At 53.7% G+C, this 17,221-nt stretch carries 16 protein-coding genes; 4 read left to right on the forward strand and 12 right to left on the reverse strand.

Features of this window, described 5'->3' with window-relative positions:
• Positions 1–9: 9 nt before the first annotated feature.
• Positions 10–555 (reverse strand): copper resistance CopC family protein, encoded by a 546-nt coding sequence (locus FE783_RS11315; RefSeq protein WP_158301742.1) that lies wholly within the window; start codon positions 553–555, stop codon positions 10–12.
• 193 nt (positions 556–748) lie between these two features.
• Between FE783_RS11315 and FE783_RS11320 the strand changes: the two genes are divergently transcribed.
• Both FE783_RS11320 and FE783_RS11325 read left to right on the forward strand, forming a co-directional pair.
• Entirely contained in the window at positions 749–1,243 is a 495-nt protein-coding gene (locus tag FE783_RS11320) for a PCYCGC motif-containing (lipo)protein (RefSeq protein ID WP_138879460.1), read from the forward strand.
• A gap of 50 nt (positions 1,244–1,293) precedes the next feature.
• Positions 1,294–2,391, forward strand: coding sequence for a copper resistance D family protein (locus FE783_RS11325; RefSeq protein WP_138879461.1), 1,098 nt, complete (start codon positions 1,294–1,296; stop codon positions 2,389–2,391).
• Here FE783_RS11325 and FE783_RS11330 read toward each other — a convergent pair.
• Positions 2,361–4,667 carry a heavy metal translocating P-type ATPase gene (locus FE783_RS11330; protein WP_238402989.1) on the reverse strand — a complete coding sequence of 769 codons (2,307 nt, stop codon included), beginning with the start codon at positions 4,665–4,667 and terminating at the stop codon, positions 2,361–2,363. The genes FE783_RS11325 and FE783_RS11330 overlap by 31 nt on opposite strands.
• Positions 4,668–4,856: 189 nt before the next feature.
• Here FE783_RS11330 and spoIIP point away from each other — a divergent pair, with 189 nt between their 5' ends.
• Positions 4,857–6,149, forward strand: a complete 1,293-nt coding sequence (gene spoIIP / locus FE783_RS11335) for a stage II sporulation protein P (RefSeq protein WP_138879463.1) — start codon at positions 4,857–4,859, stop codon at positions 6,147–6,149.
• A 198-nt stretch (positions 6,150–6,347) separates the two neighbouring features.
• Here spoIIP and FE783_RS11340 read toward each other — a convergent pair whose 3' ends face one another.
• The 6 genes from FE783_RS11340 to FE783_RS11365 form a co-directional block, all read right to left on the reverse strand.
• Positions 6,348–6,761 carry a VOC family protein gene (locus FE783_RS11340; protein ID WP_138879464.1) on the reverse strand — a complete coding sequence of 138 codons (414 nt, stop codon included), beginning with the start codon at positions 6,759–6,761 and terminating at the stop codon, positions 6,348–6,350.
• Between the two features lie 72 nt (positions 6,762–6,833).
• A complete protein-coding gene (locus FE783_RS11345) occupies positions 6,834–7,550 on the reverse strand; it encodes a sigma-70 family RNA polymerase sigma factor (protein WP_238402990.1) in 717 nt (238 codons plus the stop codon).
• A 14-nt stretch (positions 7,551–7,564) separates the two neighbouring features.
• Positions 7,565–8,791 carry an amidohydrolase family protein gene (locus tag FE783_RS11350; protein ID WP_138879466.1) on the reverse strand — a complete coding sequence of 409 codons (1,227 nt, stop codon included), beginning with the start codon at positions 8,789–8,791 and terminating at the stop codon, positions 7,565–7,567.
• 109 nt (positions 8,792–8,900) lie between these two features.
• Positions 8,901–10,136: a hypothetical protein gene (locus FE783_RS11355; protein WP_138879467.1), complete on the reverse strand. Its 1,236-nt coding sequence runs from the start codon at positions 10,134–10,136 to the stop codon at positions 8,901–8,903.
• Positions 10,137–10,265: 129 nt separating this feature from the next.
• Positions 10,266–10,712 carry a Fur family transcriptional regulator gene (locus tag FE783_RS11360; RefSeq protein WP_138879468.1) on the reverse strand — a complete coding sequence of 149 codons (447 nt, stop codon included), beginning with the start codon at positions 10,710–10,712 and terminating at the stop codon, positions 10,266–10,268.
• Positions 10,713–10,779: 67 nt separating this feature from the next.
• The gene (locus FE783_RS11365) at positions 10,780–11,517 is read right to left on the reverse strand and encodes a hypothetical protein (RefSeq protein WP_158301743.1); all 738 of its coding nucleotides are present in this window, start codon (positions 11,515–11,517) and stop codon (positions 10,780–10,782) included.
• Between the two features lie 192 nt (positions 11,518–11,709).
• Here FE783_RS11365 and FE783_RS11370 point away from each other — a divergent pair, with 192 nt between their 5' ends.
• Positions 11,710–12,930: a chromate transporter gene (locus tag FE783_RS11370; protein ID WP_138879470.1), complete on the forward strand. Its 1,221-nt coding sequence runs from the start codon at positions 11,710–11,712 to the stop codon at positions 12,928–12,930.
• A 56-nt stretch (positions 12,931–12,986) separates the two neighbouring features.
• Here FE783_RS11370 and murA read toward each other — a convergent pair whose 3' ends face one another.
• The 4 genes from murA to FE783_RS11390 form a co-directional block, all read right to left on the reverse strand.
• Positions 12,987–14,279: a UDP-N-acetylglucosamine 1-carboxyvinyltransferase gene (gene murA / locus FE783_RS11375; RefSeq protein WP_138879471.1), complete on the reverse strand. Its 1,293-nt coding sequence runs from the start codon at positions 14,277–14,279 to the stop codon at positions 12,987–12,989.
• A 25-nt stretch (positions 14,280–14,304) separates the two neighbouring features.
• Entirely contained in the window at positions 14,305–15,003 is a 699-nt protein-coding gene (locus tag FE783_RS11380; RefSeq protein WP_238402991.1) for an FHA domain-containing protein, read from the reverse strand.
• Between the two features lie 180 nt (positions 15,004–15,183).
• Complete coding sequence (locus FE783_RS11385; protein WP_138879472.1) at positions 15,184–16,023, reverse strand: Gfo/Idh/MocA family oxidoreductase; 840 nt, start codon at positions 16,021–16,023, stop codon at positions 15,184–15,186.
• 169 nt (positions 16,024–16,192) lie between these two features.
• A complete protein-coding gene (locus FE783_RS11390; protein WP_138879473.1) occupies positions 16,193–17,125 on the reverse strand; it encodes a manganese-dependent inorganic pyrophosphatase in 933 nt (310 codons plus the stop codon).
• Positions 17,126–17,221: the final 96 nt, after the last annotated feature.

The raw sequence follows: 17,221 nt of genomic DNA on the forward strand, positions 1-17,221 counted from the left end.
CTCCCTGATTTATTTTTTTCTTCTCAGCACACGAAACAGCACGATTAGAACCGCTGCCGCAACCAGTATGGATGTTGCGATCAAGGTACTGCTGCCGTCATTCGAGTTTGCTGCCGGAACCGGAGCAGCCTCCTGCTGCTTATTCGCGTTCACGCCGGCGCTAACCGATTCGGCGGGTTTTGGTGTCTCTTGCTGCGCCAGCTTCACGGCAAAGGAAAACTTATTCTCGACAGGGTGACCGTCTCTCCCGATTATTTTCCAAGTTACCGTATACTCGCCGTTCGGCAAAGCGGAATCGAGCTTTCCGCTCATCGTGCTCTTATTGACGCCAATACCTGACAGTTTGAGCGTCTCGTTGTTGCCGTTCCTGATTTCAAACGTGCTCAGAGACTCGATGTCCGTATTGAACTCCATGCGGATTTCGTTCAACGGCTTATCGACGGTCTCCCCTCTCGCTGGGGAAGAGGATTGCAGTCCGGTATGCGCATATGCGGCAATAGGGGTGAGCAGCAGCATAATGGATACGAGCAAGGTTATGAGCGTTTTCCTTTTCATATCGTACATCCTTTCCATTCGATCCTACCTGATATCTTCACTAGTATATCAAAACGCGCCGCATCTCCTCTCGCCGGCTAAGCACAACTTTTCGAACTTTTGTCATATGAGCAAACGATCACATAACGTATTTGTGCTATGATGGTGGATGAAGATGTCAGATCGAACAATATGAACCCAATCGAGGTGTAGGATGAGCAAAAAACGAGTTGTCGGTTCCATCGCAGTCGCCCTCTCGCTATTCGTTGTGGCCGCCTGCGGCGGCGGGAAGCCGTCGTCCGACGGACACGACCATGCCCATGAGGCGGCTTCGGGAGACATTCAGGAGAAGACCGCGTCGATCGAGAAGCTGCCTACTTTCTTGGACAAGCAGCGCGAAGAAATCCGCATCGCCTACCGCGTAGCGGCCCAGGCGGCCGATTTCCTCCAATGGATTCCATGCTACTGCGGCTGCGGGGAAAGCGTCGGCCACCAAAACAATAAAAATTGCTTCATCAAAGAGATCCAAAAGGACGGCTCGGTCGTATGGGACGATCACGGCACCCGCTGCGGGGTTTGTATGCAAATTGCCGTTACAACGTATAAGCTCAAGGAAGAAGGCAAGACGGTCAAGGAAATCCGCAAGACGATCGATGAATCGTACAAATCGGGCTTCGCGAAACCGACGCCGACTCCGATGCCTAGTTGATCGCAACAACAAATTAGCCTCTACGCGCACAGCGAGAGGCTTACTATGGAGTGGAGCTCGTCATGTACGCCTATTTCTCGGAAACGCTGCTGTACCTTTGCTTCGCTCTCGTCAGCGGAGCCATCATCATGAACGGGGTACCGGAGAGGAAGAAGCCGGAGCTCCGGATTCCCGGAATGCTGCTGTTCAATGCCGTGATCGGAATCGCCGTTCTTTCGCTGGTGCCTGTTATTAAGAATACGATTTTTCTGACCCAGTTCGCCGGTCCGTTCTGGGAAATTATCGACGACGTACTGCTCGATCTGGAATTCGGCAAAGCGTGGATATGGATGTTCCTGTTATGTACCGCATTCCTCGCCCTATTGTCGTTCCGGGACCTCAATCGTCATCGCGCCGCCAACGGGATCGCGGCGGTTCTGATGCTTGGGCTGTTATTCTCGTACGGTTGGGCCAGTCATGCGGCCGGCCAGTCCGAGTCATGGGGGTTTCTCGCACAGTCGTTTCATCTATTGGCCGCCAGCGTATGGATCGGGGTGCTCCTAACGGCCGGCTGGTTCGCCGAACGATCGGACCGCTGGCTCCCGTTTTTGCAATGGTTTCATCCTCTTGCGGTTGTATGCGTCTTGGTCATCGTCGGAGCGGGCTTCGTCATGATGGCGTATATCGTTCCCGATTACACGAACAGCTGGATCATATCGTATGGACAAGCTCTGCTCATCAAACATTTGCTGATCATTCCGGTGCTCGCCTTCGGGTTCCTTAACGGATATCGGTTGAAGAGCAAATTGAAGCGGAATCCGCACTACGATCCGAGACCGTCGTTTCGGGCGGAAAGCGTGCTCGTCACATTGATCTTCGCCGCCACCGCATTCATGGGCATGCAAAGACCTCCTCACGACGATCCCGAAAATCCGGAGCCGCTCGTCCCCTCCATGCTGTTCCGCGCGATCTATGGAGGGGATGCGAGCACCGGGCTGCAAATTGAACCGGGCTTCACCCTGGCAGGCGTCGTTTTGGCTGTCATATCGGTATGCCTGCTCGTGCTGCTGATTCGGATCTGGGGCAAAAATAAACCGTGGCTCGCGGCTTGCGCAGGCGTTTTGTTTACCGTTTCCGCCTATTTGTCGCTAATGCTTTCGATTCCATAATTCCTTGTGCCAAGCAGCCTCATGCTGTTGAGAATCACGAGCAGGGCCGCTCCGGTATCGCTGAGCACCGCCATCCAGAGCGTAAGCCAGCCCGGGAAAATAAGCAGCAGCGCGGCAAATTTGACGATAAGCGAAAACCATACGTTCTGCTTAATAATAATCATTGCTTGTCTGCTTATCCGCACCGTGTAAGGAAGCTTCTCCAAATGATCGGCCATCAGGACGATATCCGCCGTTTCCATAGCCGTATCCGTCCCGGCTCCTCCCATCGCGATACCCAGGTCCGCGGTGGCGAGCGCCGGGGCGTCATTGATTCCGTCCCCCACCATCGCTACCCGTTCTCCGCGCTCCTGAAGCTGTACGATTGAACTTACTTTCTGCTCCGGCAGAAGCTCCGAGACGTATTCGTCGATTCCGGCTTCCTTCGCGATTTTACGTGCCGTCCCTTCATTATCGCCGGTGAGCAATACCGCTTGACGGACTCCGACTCCTTTTAGTCCGCGTATAGCGGTGACGGTCGATTCCCTTATCGTATCCGCAACGGCAAACATTCCGAGCAGCCGATCCTGGGTCCCTATGAGAACCAATGTATGTCCGCTCGTCTGGAGGTCGGCCGCCTGGCTCAGCCACGGACCGTCACCGACCCGCAATTCCTGGAACAGCTTCACGTTCCCGGCGAAATAATCGACACCATCAATTGTCGCGCCCGCACCTTTGCCGACGAAATGGCTGTAATTCGTTCCAGCGAGAAGGGGAGCGTTGCGCTCGGCCGCTTCCCGAATAATTGCTGCCGCAATCGGATGCTTGGAACGATCTTCGATCGTCCGGGCAATGGACAGTAGTTCCTTCTCGCCGCTTTCCCATACGACTGTCTGTACGACGCGGGGCTTGCCGGTTGTCAGCGTGCCGGTTTTATCGAAAGCGACAGCCGTAATCCGCCCCGCTTTCTCAAGCGATGCCCCTCCTTTGATCAGCACACCGTTTCTTGCGGCGCTTCCGATCGCGGAGACGATGGCTACCGGCGTCGAGATAACAAGCGCGCAAGGGCAAGCGATGACGAGCAGCTCCAGTCCCCGATAAATCCACACGCTCCAAGCTCCGTCCAGTAACGGAGGAACGATCATGACAAGCATTGCCAATCCGAACACCACCGGCGTATACACGGCGGCAAACCGGTCGACGAACGCTTGCGCAGGCGCCTTCTTCTCCTGTGCTTCTTCGACCAGATGAACGATTCGGGCGATCGTCGTATCTTCGGCCCGTTTCGTTACGCGAATTTCCAGGGCGCCGCTTTCGTTGATCGTTCCGGCATAGACGGGATCGCCGGGGCTCTTGTCGACCGGAACCGACTCTCCGGTAATCGGAGCTTGATTCACGCCGGATTGTCCTTCGGCAACGATTCCATCGAGCGGAATTTTCTCGCCGGGCTTCACTACAATCAGGCTGCCGATTGCGACCTCGTCTATCGGCCGGCGCGCAAGCCGTCCGTCTTGCTTCACCCACGCCTCGGCCGGGGCTGCGCTCATCAGGCTGCGGATCGAGCCGCGGGTTCGCTCCATGGACATGTTCTGCAGCATATTGCCGAACGCGAACAGCCAGACGACGGCAGCCCCTTCCAGCCATTCTCCGATGCAAGCGGCCCCGAGTGCTGCGACCGTCATCAGAACGTTCATATCGAGCGACTTGCTCTTGATCGCATAGAAGGCGCTTCGAGCCGGTTTATATCCTCCGATCACAATCGACAAGGCGTACAAGATTGTCTGAAATCCGGCCGATACGGAAGCGAATTGTCCCAAATATGCGAACAGGAGAAGTACGCCTGATAGAACCGTCATCGATTTGTGGGGATCCCGTCGGTCCGCTTCAGCTGAATCGGCCGATACACGGGAAGTGATCAAGGATGCCCGATAGCCGGCCTTGCCTACTTCTTTCACGATTTCTTCTACGCTGTTGTCGTGCTCGATTTGCATTTTGCCGGTCGCGAATTGGATTCTGACTTGCTTGACGGACGGATGCATCCGAAGATGGTTCTCAATCGTCATGGCGCAAGAGCCGCAATCCATCCCTTCGATCCGGTACGATCGAAGGCGTTCATTAGGCTCGATTGCCGCAGCCGCTTCCTGCCCATCATGGAGGTGCTCCTGCTCGCGGCCGCATGAATGGCCGTGACAGCCTGCTTCATCGTGGCTGTGGTTGTGATCGCGATGCGGCTCTTGTACCGTAAACGCCAGCTTTTTCTTAAACGAGAATTCCTTCTGTTCGGTCTCTCGGCTCATAGCACCCGCCTCCGGCTCCTTCACTTCTGCCAACATATTATCATTTGCTCATATGATCGTCAATTCAAATCAAGCTCGCCAATCATTTTAGTAGAATTGGCGACTTCTGCTAGAAAAATAGAAGGATTTTCCTCAAATCTTGTCGAATTTGCATATTGAACTTAATCGACATAAGGAGAGGGAGCTTTATTGCTGCGTAATAAATTGCTTAGTGGTACCGTATTCTCTTTATTGCTGATCGGTGCAGCCGATCCTGCTTCAGCGTCCTCTTCGGTCAAACCGCCGGATCATCCCGTCAACGCGAAAGCCGCACAGACCGATTCGAAGAAAGGGCTTCCCCGGAAGGAAGCTGTCGTTAACATAGTAGATGTCACCAATCTGCGAAGCGGACCGGGACTCGATTATGATATTATTGGCAAGGCCAAGCCCGGCAATTCGTTTCCGGTCGTCGGTTCCGATGGAGATTGGTATAAAGTTTCGCTCTCGGGCGGCGGTACCGCCTTTGTCGCCGGCTGGGTCGTGCAAATTGACATGCCCGCACCGGCCAAACCGCCGGAAAAAGCCGTCATTACGAAGTCCGAACCTCCTGATCCGAAAGAACCGGATAACAAGGAAACCGTCGTTAACATTGTGGATGTCACCAATCTGCGAAGCGGGCCGGGACTCGATTATGACATTATCGGCAAGGCGAAGCCGGGCAATACGTTTCCGGTAGTCGGTTCCGATGGAGATTGGTATAAAGTTTCGCTCTCGGGCGGCGGTACCGCTTATGTCGCAGGTTGGGTCGTAAAAACCGGTATTGCCGGCAGTCCCGGCGATAGCGGGACTATATCCGCTAAGGATAATCAACAATCCGACACTAAAGTGTATATTTATCATTCGCATAATCGCGAGTCTTGGAACAAAGTCGCCCGCAATGTAAATGGCACTTCCTTCGACGATCCCGAAGTGAACATTACGCTTGTTGGCAAGGAATTAGGGAGGCACTTGCAGGAGCGGGGAATCCCGTCGATAATCGAGGATGCCGACTTTGCCGAGAAGCTGAAGGAACAAAAATTGAGCTACGCCCATTCCTACTCGGAGTCGCGTAAAGCCGTCAACAAGGCGGTGAAAGCTCATCCTTCCTTGACTTATTTCTTCGACATTCACCGCGACGCCAACGTGCCGCGCGACAAAACTACGGTTACGATCGACGGAAAATCGTATGCCGGCATTTTATTCGTCATCGGAACCGCACATCCCGATTACACGGAGAACAAGAAATTCGCCGAGGCGTTGAATGAACGGCTGAACAAGAAGTATCCCGGTTTGTCGCGCGGCATACTTTCCAAAAGCGTCCATGATGGAAATGGAGAATACAACCAGGACATCGCCCCCGGCAGTCTGCTGCTGGAAATCGGAGGCGTAAACAACACGCTCGAAGAGAGCCTGCTGTCGGCGGAAGCGTTCGCCGAAGTTTTTGCCGAGTATTATCGGTCTTGAACCGGCATAATAGATACATTTCGAAGAGGTCAGCCGGCTTTGCCGGTTGGCCTCTTCTCATTTCAACAAGTTTTTGACTGTGTCCCCTTGGAAGAAAGTCCCCTTATACGGAAGCCCGGTCATAAGTCTAGTCTCAACGGAAAAAGGCCGGGGATCTCTCGAAAGAGAAGGTCCCTGGCCTATAAAGTGCGCATTTCGTTATGAATGGGCCCGCTCGTCCTCAGCCGAAGGCCATCCGCCCCACAGGTTGGATAAATGTCCGTCCGGGTCCCGGAGCGTAAAGCTGTACCCGCCGCTCTTCTTATAGACCAGCTCGCCGGTCTCGACTCCCTTTTCCTTCAGCTCTTGATATACGCTATGTATGTTATCTACCTGCAGGGAGAAAATCGGCTGAAGCTGCCCTCTGCTGTTCGTAAAGTCCAAGCTTGGAACTTTGGGACTTCGAATTAAGCCGAGCCCTACCCCGCCTACATTTAACCACGCCTCATTATCCCCCGGCCGAAACTCGAACGTAAAAGGAATTCCCAATACGTTCTGATACCAGCTTACGGAAGCCTCCAGGTCTTTTACGGGTAGTTGTACTACTGCATAATTTTTTACTTTAACTGCCATCCTCGCATCTCCTTATAGTGGGATCATTTCACTATTAGTAACGTTGGAAAATGCCTAAAAGAAACGGGCCGGCTAAATTTCTTGAAAAAAAGCGATTAAATGACCGTTCGGATCTCGGAACGTGAACGAGTAAACTCCCGCCTCGGGAGTAATCTTCTCGATATATACTCCTTGGGACGACAATTCCAAATACGCTCTGCAGATCTCCTCCGGATCGCCGGCGCGAAAGCCCGTCAGAAACCGTTCAAATAAAGCCGGTGTAGTTCCGGCTTCGAGCTTCGGCTTATTCGTCTGGAAACGACCATTCTCTTCCGGGCTTAGCCTGGACTTGGCAGCCAGTGCCTTTAAACGATGACGCGCTCGTTTGAGTCCCTCTTTCACCGCCCCTACGGTTGACTTTAACAGTTCGGCTGTTTCTGCCGCACTAAATTGGAATATATCCATAACGAGGATGAGAACCATTTGCCGGGAGTTCAATTGATCGGCAAGATGTTCAAGCTGCTCCCGGATCTCCATTTCGCTCCAAGCCGAGGAAGTGGTCAGGTGCATCTCTTCATCGAATACTTCTGATGCCTGTTGCTTGCGACAATGGTCAATCCAAGCATTTTGGGCGATACGATAAAGAAAGGCTATCCCAATTCCCCGATCAGGGGATTGCTGCAGCGAACGATATACTTTCGTGAGTACTTCCTGGACCAAATCCTCCGCATCCCATTCGTTTCCGGTAAGACTACGGCAGTAGTGCTTTAATCGCGGCAGAAATCGTTCCACTGTTAAATAAGCGTTCACCTGCAACCGGCCTCCTACATAAGGCTTCCGGATACGAGCCTGCCTTTATACAACACGGCTTGACGCTGTGACCTTCTGGCAACCGCCTCGGCGGAGCAACTGGCGTGGACGAGCGCAACGCTAGCCTCATCCCCGACGGCGGGCCATACCCTCTTCCCGTCCGAACCGAGCGGCGTTATACCGCCTGTAATGAAGCCGAGAGACCGGGAGAGGGACCATTCGTTCGAGTAGCCGTACAGCTCGGCCAGTCTGCCCGCCTTCTCCAAATTGTCGCCCGTCCCGAACGGGGACCAGTGGTCGGTAACGCTGTCCGTGCCAAGCCCGACACGCACTCCTTTGTCATGGAGCATCGGAATCGGCATGATCGTCCGGCCGATCGGAACCGTGGAAGCGACGGCAATGCCGAGCTCGGCAAACCGTCCGGCCATTTCCTCGGCTTCTTCCTTCGGAGCGGCTGCAAACCAGAACGCGTGGCTGACGGTCACTTTCCCTTGCAGACCCGCTTCTTCGGTAAGCTCGGCCAAGCGGAGAAGAACTTTCTTCCCCGGCTCCCCGCGGTCATGAAGATGTATATCGATGCCCGCATTCGCATCAACGGCGATTTCGATTATCGTCTGGAGCGACTTCTCCATGTCATCGTCCACAGTAGCGGGGTCCAATCCCCCTACCAAGGTCGCGCCATTGCGCATAGCCTCTCTTACCAACTCGACGGAGCCGGAGCGCAGCAAGCCATGCTGCGGGAACGCTACGATTTCATGCGATAGCTTTCCGGAATACGTGTCGATCGCCCGCATTGTCGCTTCCAAGTTTCGCAAACCGCTGACCGGCTCGATATTGCAATGCGACCGGACGTGGGTGGACCCGAATCCGAAAACGAGCTCCAACAGCCGTTCCGCTCTATGTTGGGCTTCGGGCAGCAGCTGGGGCAGCAGCCTTCTCTCCTCTTCGATGCGTTCATAGATGCTCGCCGCCGGCCGGACCGCTTTCCATTCACCCCCGTAATACGTTTTGTCCAAATGAATATGGGCCTCCCGAAACGATGGCAGCAACAGCAGCCGATTGGCATCGTACTTCGGCAAATCGCTGTGCATCGGGGCATCGGATCGTACGATCTCCGCAAAGGTGCCGGACTCGATTCTGACGCTGCCTATTTCCGTTTCCGTAGCGACAACCTCGCCGTTCTCGAATCGATACCCGCTTTCCATACGCACATTAGTCAACCAATAGGAACCGCCGATCATGCTCCGCTCACTCCTTGTCCAGTTAGATGCATCCGAATGCTGATTGGAGCACACATTGAATGCAAGTATATCGACCCGCAAGCCCGCCGTCAACATTGCGCCTTGAAACTCAATTGACTACAAACGAAACGACCGCGCCGATAAAATTGCCGGTCCCCACCATATGATTGTGCCAGCTTTTGGCCGAATCGGCGGTTCCGTGCATTTTGAAAAAGTAAAGCGGGTCTCCGCCCGACAAGGTACCCTTGCTTTTCTCGTCTCTCCGCGCATAATTTTCCATCGTAATATAATCCGGCCCGCTGCGGGCTACCACACTGGCAAAATGATACATGAAAATTTCGTTCTTATCGGCAGCGCTTTCCTCCGTCCTCGTAGCAATGCCGAATGTCGTAATCGCATCGCCGATTTTCGGAATCATATATTCGTTCATGTTGAGCTCTTTCATAATCGCAATCGTCTCTTCGTCGTTCCGTACGCGCCGAAACTCGGTGCTTAAATCGTCCATGACCGCGAGCAAATCGGCCGTATCCCTGTTATTCACCGCTTTTTCGTATGCATCCTTATATTCGGCGACAAAATCCCGCCCGGTTACGCGGGTAAGCAGTTCGGTCAATAATTGGTACACTTTCTGGTTACCCTTCATTTCCAATCCTACGGCGCCCGTAACGAATTGGGCGGCTTCGTTGCAGCGCTGCGGCGTTTTGACATCGAGGCCCTTCTCCTTTTTATCGGGTACGGACGGAATGACCTGGAATAACGTTTTCGTTCCGCCGCTGCTTGCGATTTGTAATATTTTGTTGGTCAATACGAGTTCAACGCTGCCTTTCAGCACATCGTTAGCCTCTTGGATCCGATCCTTAGTGGCGAAGAACACTTTGGGCTCTCCGTCCGTCTCTTCGATAGCCAAGTCCAGATTGTCGGAAACCGCTAAATTTGCGTTGCTTTTGTATACCAAATTAGGCCCATACTTATTGTCTTTCCCTTTCTCCGCGCTGTAGAAGCTATCGTCCTGCTCTACCTGACTGATGAAGAATTGATCGTCGTTCGCAGCGTCTTTATTTTTCAAATACTTTCGATATTCTTTTTTGGCCGGGTATTCCTCGGCTCCCGAGTCGATGACGAAGTACCTTTGGATAACGGGCCGGTTCGGCTTCTCCCGGGCCGTGTTCGGTTGGAACTGCCTCTGCAGCAGCGTACCCATCGCTCGATTCCCGATTGTGCGCTGAAGAAGACCCGCCTTTCTCAGCGTCGGCAAGACCGCCGCCGATTTTTGCTGCAGCTCTTGATTACTCATCCTTGGATCGCTGGCCGACTGATCCGCCTTACTCGTGCGGGATGACATCATTTCCATCATTACCTCCTCGACGGTTTAGATTGGTAGACGGCTTCGATTACTTAGCAAAAAAGCAGGATATACGCACCAGATCTGTGTGCATGTATCCTGCTTTCGGTCGACTTGGTGCGGCGAATGCGGTTAAGAGGTAGATACGGACGGTTCGGCTTGGCATTCCTCGCATACACCATAAACCTCGAACCGATGATTCACTATTTTGAAATTGCCGGGAAGCTCGAGTCTTTGCTCCATCGGACAATATTCGAACGATAACGTCTTCTCGCAGTTGATGCAAATGAGGTGATGATGGTGATGGCTCATGCAGCTGCCGCGGAATTTAAGCCCTCCATCCATGAAGTAGAACTGCTCCAGCGCCCCCATCTCGCTCAGCAGCCTAAGGTTGCGATATACCGTATCGAAGCTGACGCTTGGATAATCGACCGTCATCTGGTCATATACGTCTTTGGGAGATAAATAACCTTCGTTTTTGACGAAAATCTCGGCCAACGTCCTGCGCTGTTCCGTAATTCTCCAGCCGTTCCTGGCCATGATCTCGATCATGAGCTTTACTTTATTCGCGTCTGTCATGAAGATAATTCCTTTCCGGTCCGCATTACCCTCATAGTGCAACAAATGAACCGCTTCTGTCAACAATTCAACGAGCTTCCGCCGATTCGAGCAAAGTAGCCCGTCTTTTTCCGAGCTTGATTTGACCGAGCTTGCGGAACCGGTCGTGATCTATTTTCTGATCTTTCGCGCTTACGAGTATGAGGATGGAGACCGGAGCCATAAGAGGCTCCAACCGGTTCAGCATATGGCCGACCGGATCGCCCGACTCCGATTTCCACTCCACTTGATTGCCGTAAGGAACGTCCGAGACGATCATATCGAAGTGCTGTCCGCTCAATCGGTCGGATAATTCGGTTGCATCCTCCGCGAAACATTCCAGCGACTCGGGAGAAAAGGGTTCGCCGATCAGCTTCCCTAGTTTTTCCGCACTCGCAAGCGCCGCCAAATGCGAATCTTTGCCGAAGCTTCCATGCATTTGCCGGATTTGTCCGATGCGTGCCTGCAAGCCTGCCGCCGTCAGCAGCGACAAATTTCTGGAGGCCAGCTCCACGGCCGCAGGATCGACATCCGATGCGGTGATCGTCTCAATATATTCCCGATGCAGAAAACCGATCGAGGCGAGAAGGTACCCGCCGCCGCAGCATGGGTCGTAAATCCGGTAAGGGCCATCATTTCCTTTGCCGGTCAAATAAGCTTTCCCCCGCTGAAACAGCTCGCTCGCCAATCGGACCGGAAAGGCCGTGGCGCCGTGCTGATTATACAACACGCGTCCGCTCGCGAAATCTTCGTAATTCTCGTTTTCTATAGCAAACTGGTAACTCACCGGATCACTCCAAGATGTTTTTATCCATTGTACCACACGGACCCCGGACATTCGAAAAAGTTCGATCGGTCCGCCGGGCACGCTGTACGAAGAATTGTGTTAAAATTTCGTTTTGTACCTTGATCCTATTGCATCGATGCAGATTAAGGCATACAATCTCCGTATATCGTGCGCTAAGGAGCAACATTTCCAATGGAATCGCTGCAAAACAACGCATCGCCCAATTACGGAACGAAATCTTATCTGCGTCGTCTGGCCGAGGTAGGGATCGTATCGGCCAAGCTTGGCCTAACCTCATTCGGGGGGCCGATCGCTCATCTCGCTTACTTTCGCGATGAATATGTAGTGCGCCGGAAATGGCTGGACGAGACAAGCTATGCGGATTTGGTGGCGCTATGCCAATTTCTGCCCGGTCCCGCCAGCAGCCAAGTCGGCATCGGAATCGGCATCGTACGGGCCGGATTATGGGGCGGATTGACGGCTTGGCTGGGCTTTACGCTTCCGTCCGTTATTGCGCTCGTTATGTTCGCATACTTGATGCATGGATTCGATATTGCCGGGTCGGGATGGATACATGGACTGAAAATTGTTGCCGTTGCGATCGTCGCCCATGCCGTGTCGGGCATGGGGCAGAAGCTTGCGTCCGATCGGAGCCGAGCGACAATCGCAGTCTTAACGGCGTCCGTCACCTTACTATGGCAGTCGGCCGTTACCCAAGTGCTCCTCATCGTATTGGCCGGCCTGATCGGGCTTCGTCTGTATCGGGGTACGGTTCGTGCGGAGTCCCCGGATCTGCGGATACGAATCGGCCGGAAAGCAGCCGTCTCCTGTTTGATCTTGTTCGGAGCGCTCCTGATCGCGCTGCCGATATTCCGGCAAACCGCGGTTACCGGCTGGCTGCCGCTGTTCGATAGTTTCTACCGAGCCGGCTCTCTCGTCTTCGGAGGCGGTCATGTCGTCCTCCCGCTGCTCGAACGGGAGGTCGTGCCGACGGGATGGGTCAGTCAAGAGCAATTTATCGCAGGCTATGGGGCCGCACAGGCCGTCCCCGGTCCGCTTTTCACTTTTGCCTCCTATTTGGGCGCAATGACAGGCGGTATCGGCGGGGCTCTCGTCGCTACGGCAGCTATTTTCACGCCTGCCTTCCTGCTGGTCGTCGGGACTTTGCCCTTCTGGAACTCTTTGCGCAGAAGCGCCAATGTACAGGCGGCATTAACCGGCGTTCAAGCCGCTGTTGTCGGAATATTGCTGGCGGCTTTGTACGATCCTTTATGGACGACGGCCATACGCGCCCCCGTCGATTTCGCGCTAGTCTCCATTCTTTTTATGATGCTGGCCTTCTGGAAATTGCCGCCTTGGATCGTGGTCGCCGCAGGCGCAGCGGGCGGTGCGTTCATTCATTGGATCGCTTGAACGGAAAAAAAACGCCAAGCCCGCGCTGTCGCGCAAAGCTTGGCGTTTTTAACGTTCTACATGCAGTCCGATTCTCGGCTTCCGGCGTCCGACTTCCGCTCGATCAGCGAAATGCTCGCCCCAAGCGAACGCAAGCTTCCGATAATATCGGTATAGCCGCGCTCCAAATGCTCAACGCCCGTTATCCGGGTATGTCCATCCGCCACCATCCCCGCCAGTACAAGGCAAGTTCCCGCGCGAACGTCCGTCGCGTGCACCCAGCCGCCCGCAAGCGGACGACCGCCTTTAATAAAGGCGCTTTCCTTGCGGACCTCGATGTCGGCACCCATTCTGCGAAGCTGCGGGACGTGGTTGAACCGGTGCGGGAATATTTTGTCCGTGACGATGCTTTTCCCTTTCGCCGTCAGCAGCAGGGCGGTCATGGGCTGCTGCAGGTCCGTCGCGAAGCCCGGATACATCGCAGTCCGTATTCTCGCAGCTTTGACGTTACCCGTTCCGTACGCGGTGACACTGCTGTCTCCGCTTTCGATCTCAAGTCCGACTTCTCTCAGCTTGGCGATACATGACCCCAGGTGCTCCGGTATGATGTCCGTCACCGTTATTTGACCTCCGGTTATTCCGGCAGCCATCAGGAACGAGCCCGCCACCAGACGGTCGGGGATAACCGAGTGCGTCCCTCCGTTCAAATAGGGGACTCCTTCGATTCGGATATGGTCCGTCCCGGCACCGTAAATACGGGCTCCGAGCTGGTTAAGAAACCGGGCTGCATCGACTACTTCCGGATCTACCGCCGCATGGTACAAATTTGTCCGTCCCTTGGCGCGCACGGCGGCCATCATACTGTTAACGGTCGCCCCATGCGTGATCGTATCGAAGTATATGTCGGCTCCACGCAATTCCGACGCTTCCACAACATAATAATCGTCTTGAAACGTCACCTTGGCGCCGAGCGCCTGAAACGCTTTGACATGCTGATCGATCGGCCTCGATTTGAAATCGTCTCCACCCGGAAACCCGATCGTCACCCGGCCGAATTTCGCGAGCAGCGCCCCGGCGAAGTAGTATGACGCCCGGTAAGCGGAAGCTTTGCCCGGATCGATCGTAGCGCTATGAATATAGCGGGGATCGAGTCGCATATCCCCGTTGTCCAGCCTTTGCATGTCCAAGCCGATATCTTGCGCGATACCGGCAATTTGCCTTAAATCATCGAGAGCGGGAATCCCTTCCAGCGTGACGACGTCGTCAGCCAAGCAGGCTGCGGCGAGCAAGGCAAGCGAGCTGTTTTTCGAGCCGGGAATATGTACGGAACCGCGAAGCGCTCCGCTTGGCTCCACTTGAATGTATCGCATTGGCGTGCCTCCGTTTGTATGATCGTTATTTCGAATCGCTCTCCAATATATAGCCGCTGCCGCGTACTGCGCTAATAAGAAACGTTTCCTTGCCGTACTTTCTGCGTATCCGGTAAATCAGCGCGCTCAATTCATCCATGCTGACATCCGGAACTCCGTCCGGTCCCGGGGTGCGGTCGGACCATACCGCCGCCTTGATGTCGTTGTTGGATACAAGCCGATCGGAATGCTCATGCAGCAGATGGAGCAGCAAATATTCCTTCTCCGACATGGCGATCCGTTTGCCGTCGATAACGCATTCCCGTTTCTCCCATTGGATCGTCACGGGTCCGTGCGGCTCATCCCACTGCTGGGTCACTCTGAGCGGCTCCAGCTCCAGAGTCTGCTCCCCGAACAAGTACGAGAAATGAATGACGATCATTCCTTTCGCGAGCTTGATCATGTCGCAAGATTGAAGCGGGTACGGGGTATGGGGAACGACCCGGTTTCCGTTGATTTCGGTGCCGTTGGGGCTTCCCAAATCGTACAATATCGCCTGCTCTCCTTCTTTGCGGATCACGAAGTGTTTGCGCGATATAAAGGCGTTCGTGAAAGAAAAATCCGGCGAATACTCGGTGGACGTTCTGCCGAAGACCGTTTCCGCAGACGATAAGTTCAAGCATGTTCCAGGCCGAAAAGGGTCTCCCCGGACAATATACAGACAAGCGAATGTATCCAGCTTCATTCCCTCCGACAATTCTTAGCGGTCTATACCATCATACCTCATTCGGCGTCAATATGAAATTACGAAGTCACTGACGCAACCCTCATAATTGGCTTATAAAAACAAATCCCCCGTTCTCCACAGACCAAAACAAAAACAAACCGTCGGCGGCAAAAGCGGCAGACGGTTCGTTTATTGCTATTACTCAGGCAGCTCCAGCCACTGATACGGCGTCTTCGCCGCTTTCAAGCCGTATTCGATAATGGTAATAATCGCGACCGTATCCGCCGGGTCGACAACCACCTTACCCGTTTCGAAGAAAACGACCAAATTTTGGATGAACAAGTTGAAGAAATCCGACTGAATCTTGATCGATTTGGCATTGCCGGAAGCGTAGTCCACAATCATGCCGAACGGAGTTCCGTTGCCGAAATGATTGACGGTCGCTTGCCTGCCGTCCGCAAAGCCGATCAGCAGCGCGGGAGACTTCTCGGTGCCGGTGAACATGACGCGCTTGACGTCGCTGCCCATCAAGGCCACGATCGGCTCGATTTGATGAATCGAGTAGTTGGCGAATTTCCCCGGTCCCGTGCTGCATATCGTCTCGATCCCCGCTTTGTCGAGCTCCGTATATTCCGAAGCGAAACGAAGCGCCGAAGAAGAATACATCGGTGTCCCGTACTTCTCCGCCCATTCGAACAGAAGAAGCGCGGTTTTCCGGTCGGGAGCGAACGTCTTGTCTATGTAGGTCGGTTTACCGGACTGCAAGGGCAGTCTGGACAGCTCCTCATGATACTCCGGATAGTCGGGGGACAACACGATCAAATAATCGCTTTTCCGGATGACGTCCTCGATCGTGGGAAGCAGCTCGATTCCTTTCTTCTCGCACCATTCGGCGTTCGTAAGTCCGCCCGGCTTATCGGTCATGCCGTACGCGTACGCCACCTTCATCTTCCCGCCGGTCGCGCTTTCGATCCAGCCCGGATATTTCTCCGCGTGCCATTCATCCAAAAAGTAATCGATAAAACCAATTGTTTTCATATCCTTCACCTTCTCGTCCGGTTTCTTAATCCTGAATTCAAGTCCCAGATTCCATTATAGCAGAATCGGAATAAATTTTCGGATTTTATTTTCTTTTGGGCATTCCGCTCCAGACACAAAAAAGCCCGTGTCGCGGTTATAAGCGGCACAGGCTTCGGTTGCTTCATTATTATTTATGATTGAAAGTATCAGTCAGAACGGGAACGATTTGCGATTTGCGCGATACGACGCCTTTCAGCACGGCTTTGTTGTCGACAAGCGTAACGTTATAAGCTTTCTCGACGGCATCGGTCGCCTTGCCGAGCGCCAGAGCTACCGAATCGTTGTTCAAAATGTCGGTAACGACGAAAACGAACAAATCCAACCCTTTGTCGGCAATGATAGCGGAAAGCGCTGCCTCAAGCTCTGCTTGACGGGAAAGCACGTCGTTCACATCGACGGCATTGACTTGCGCGATCTCCACTTTGCTTGAGCCCATCGTAAATTCTTTGGAATCGAGCGAGATCAGCTGGCTGATCGTTTTGTCGCTCAAGTCCGCTCCGGCCTTCAGCATCTCGAGACCGTAGCTATCGGCGTTGACGCCGGCGATTTCGGCCAGCTCGCGGGCAGCGGCTACGTCTTCCTCCGTGCAAGTCGGCGATTTGAACAGCAGCGAATCGGAAATGATGGCGGAAAGCATAAGACCCGCGATCGGTTTGGAAATGGCTACGCCGTTCTCCTTGTACAATTTGTTCAAAATCGTCGCCGTGCAGCCTACCGGCTCGGCGCGATAGTACAAAGGATGGCTCGTTTCGAAATTGGCGATCCGGTGATGATCTATTACTTCCAAGACGCGAACTTGATCGATGTCGGTCGCGCTTTGCTGACGCTCGTTATGATCTACGAGAATAACGCCTTTCGCTTCGCCTGCAACGGTCTCGACAAGACGGGGCGCATCCGCTCCGAAATAAGTCAATGCATATTGGGTTTCCCCGTTAACGCTGCCCAGCCGCACGGCCTCGACGTTTTTTCCCAATTTCGTCTTCAGATCGGCGTAAGCGATAGCCGAGCAAATCGTGTCGGTATCCGGATTTTTGTGCCCGAAAATAAGTACTTTTTCCATTGGTAAGCTCCTCCATTAAATTGTTGGGCCTGTCAATTTTCCATTATATCGTTTAATCCATGTTATTCCTATGCTTTTACAGAGATTTTTTTGAAT

It is taken from the genome of Paenibacillus mesophilus, from assembly GCF_005938385.1.
GTDB lineage: Bacteria > Bacillota > Bacilli > Paenibacillales > NBRC-103111 > Paenibacillus_AB > Paenibacillus_AB mesophilus.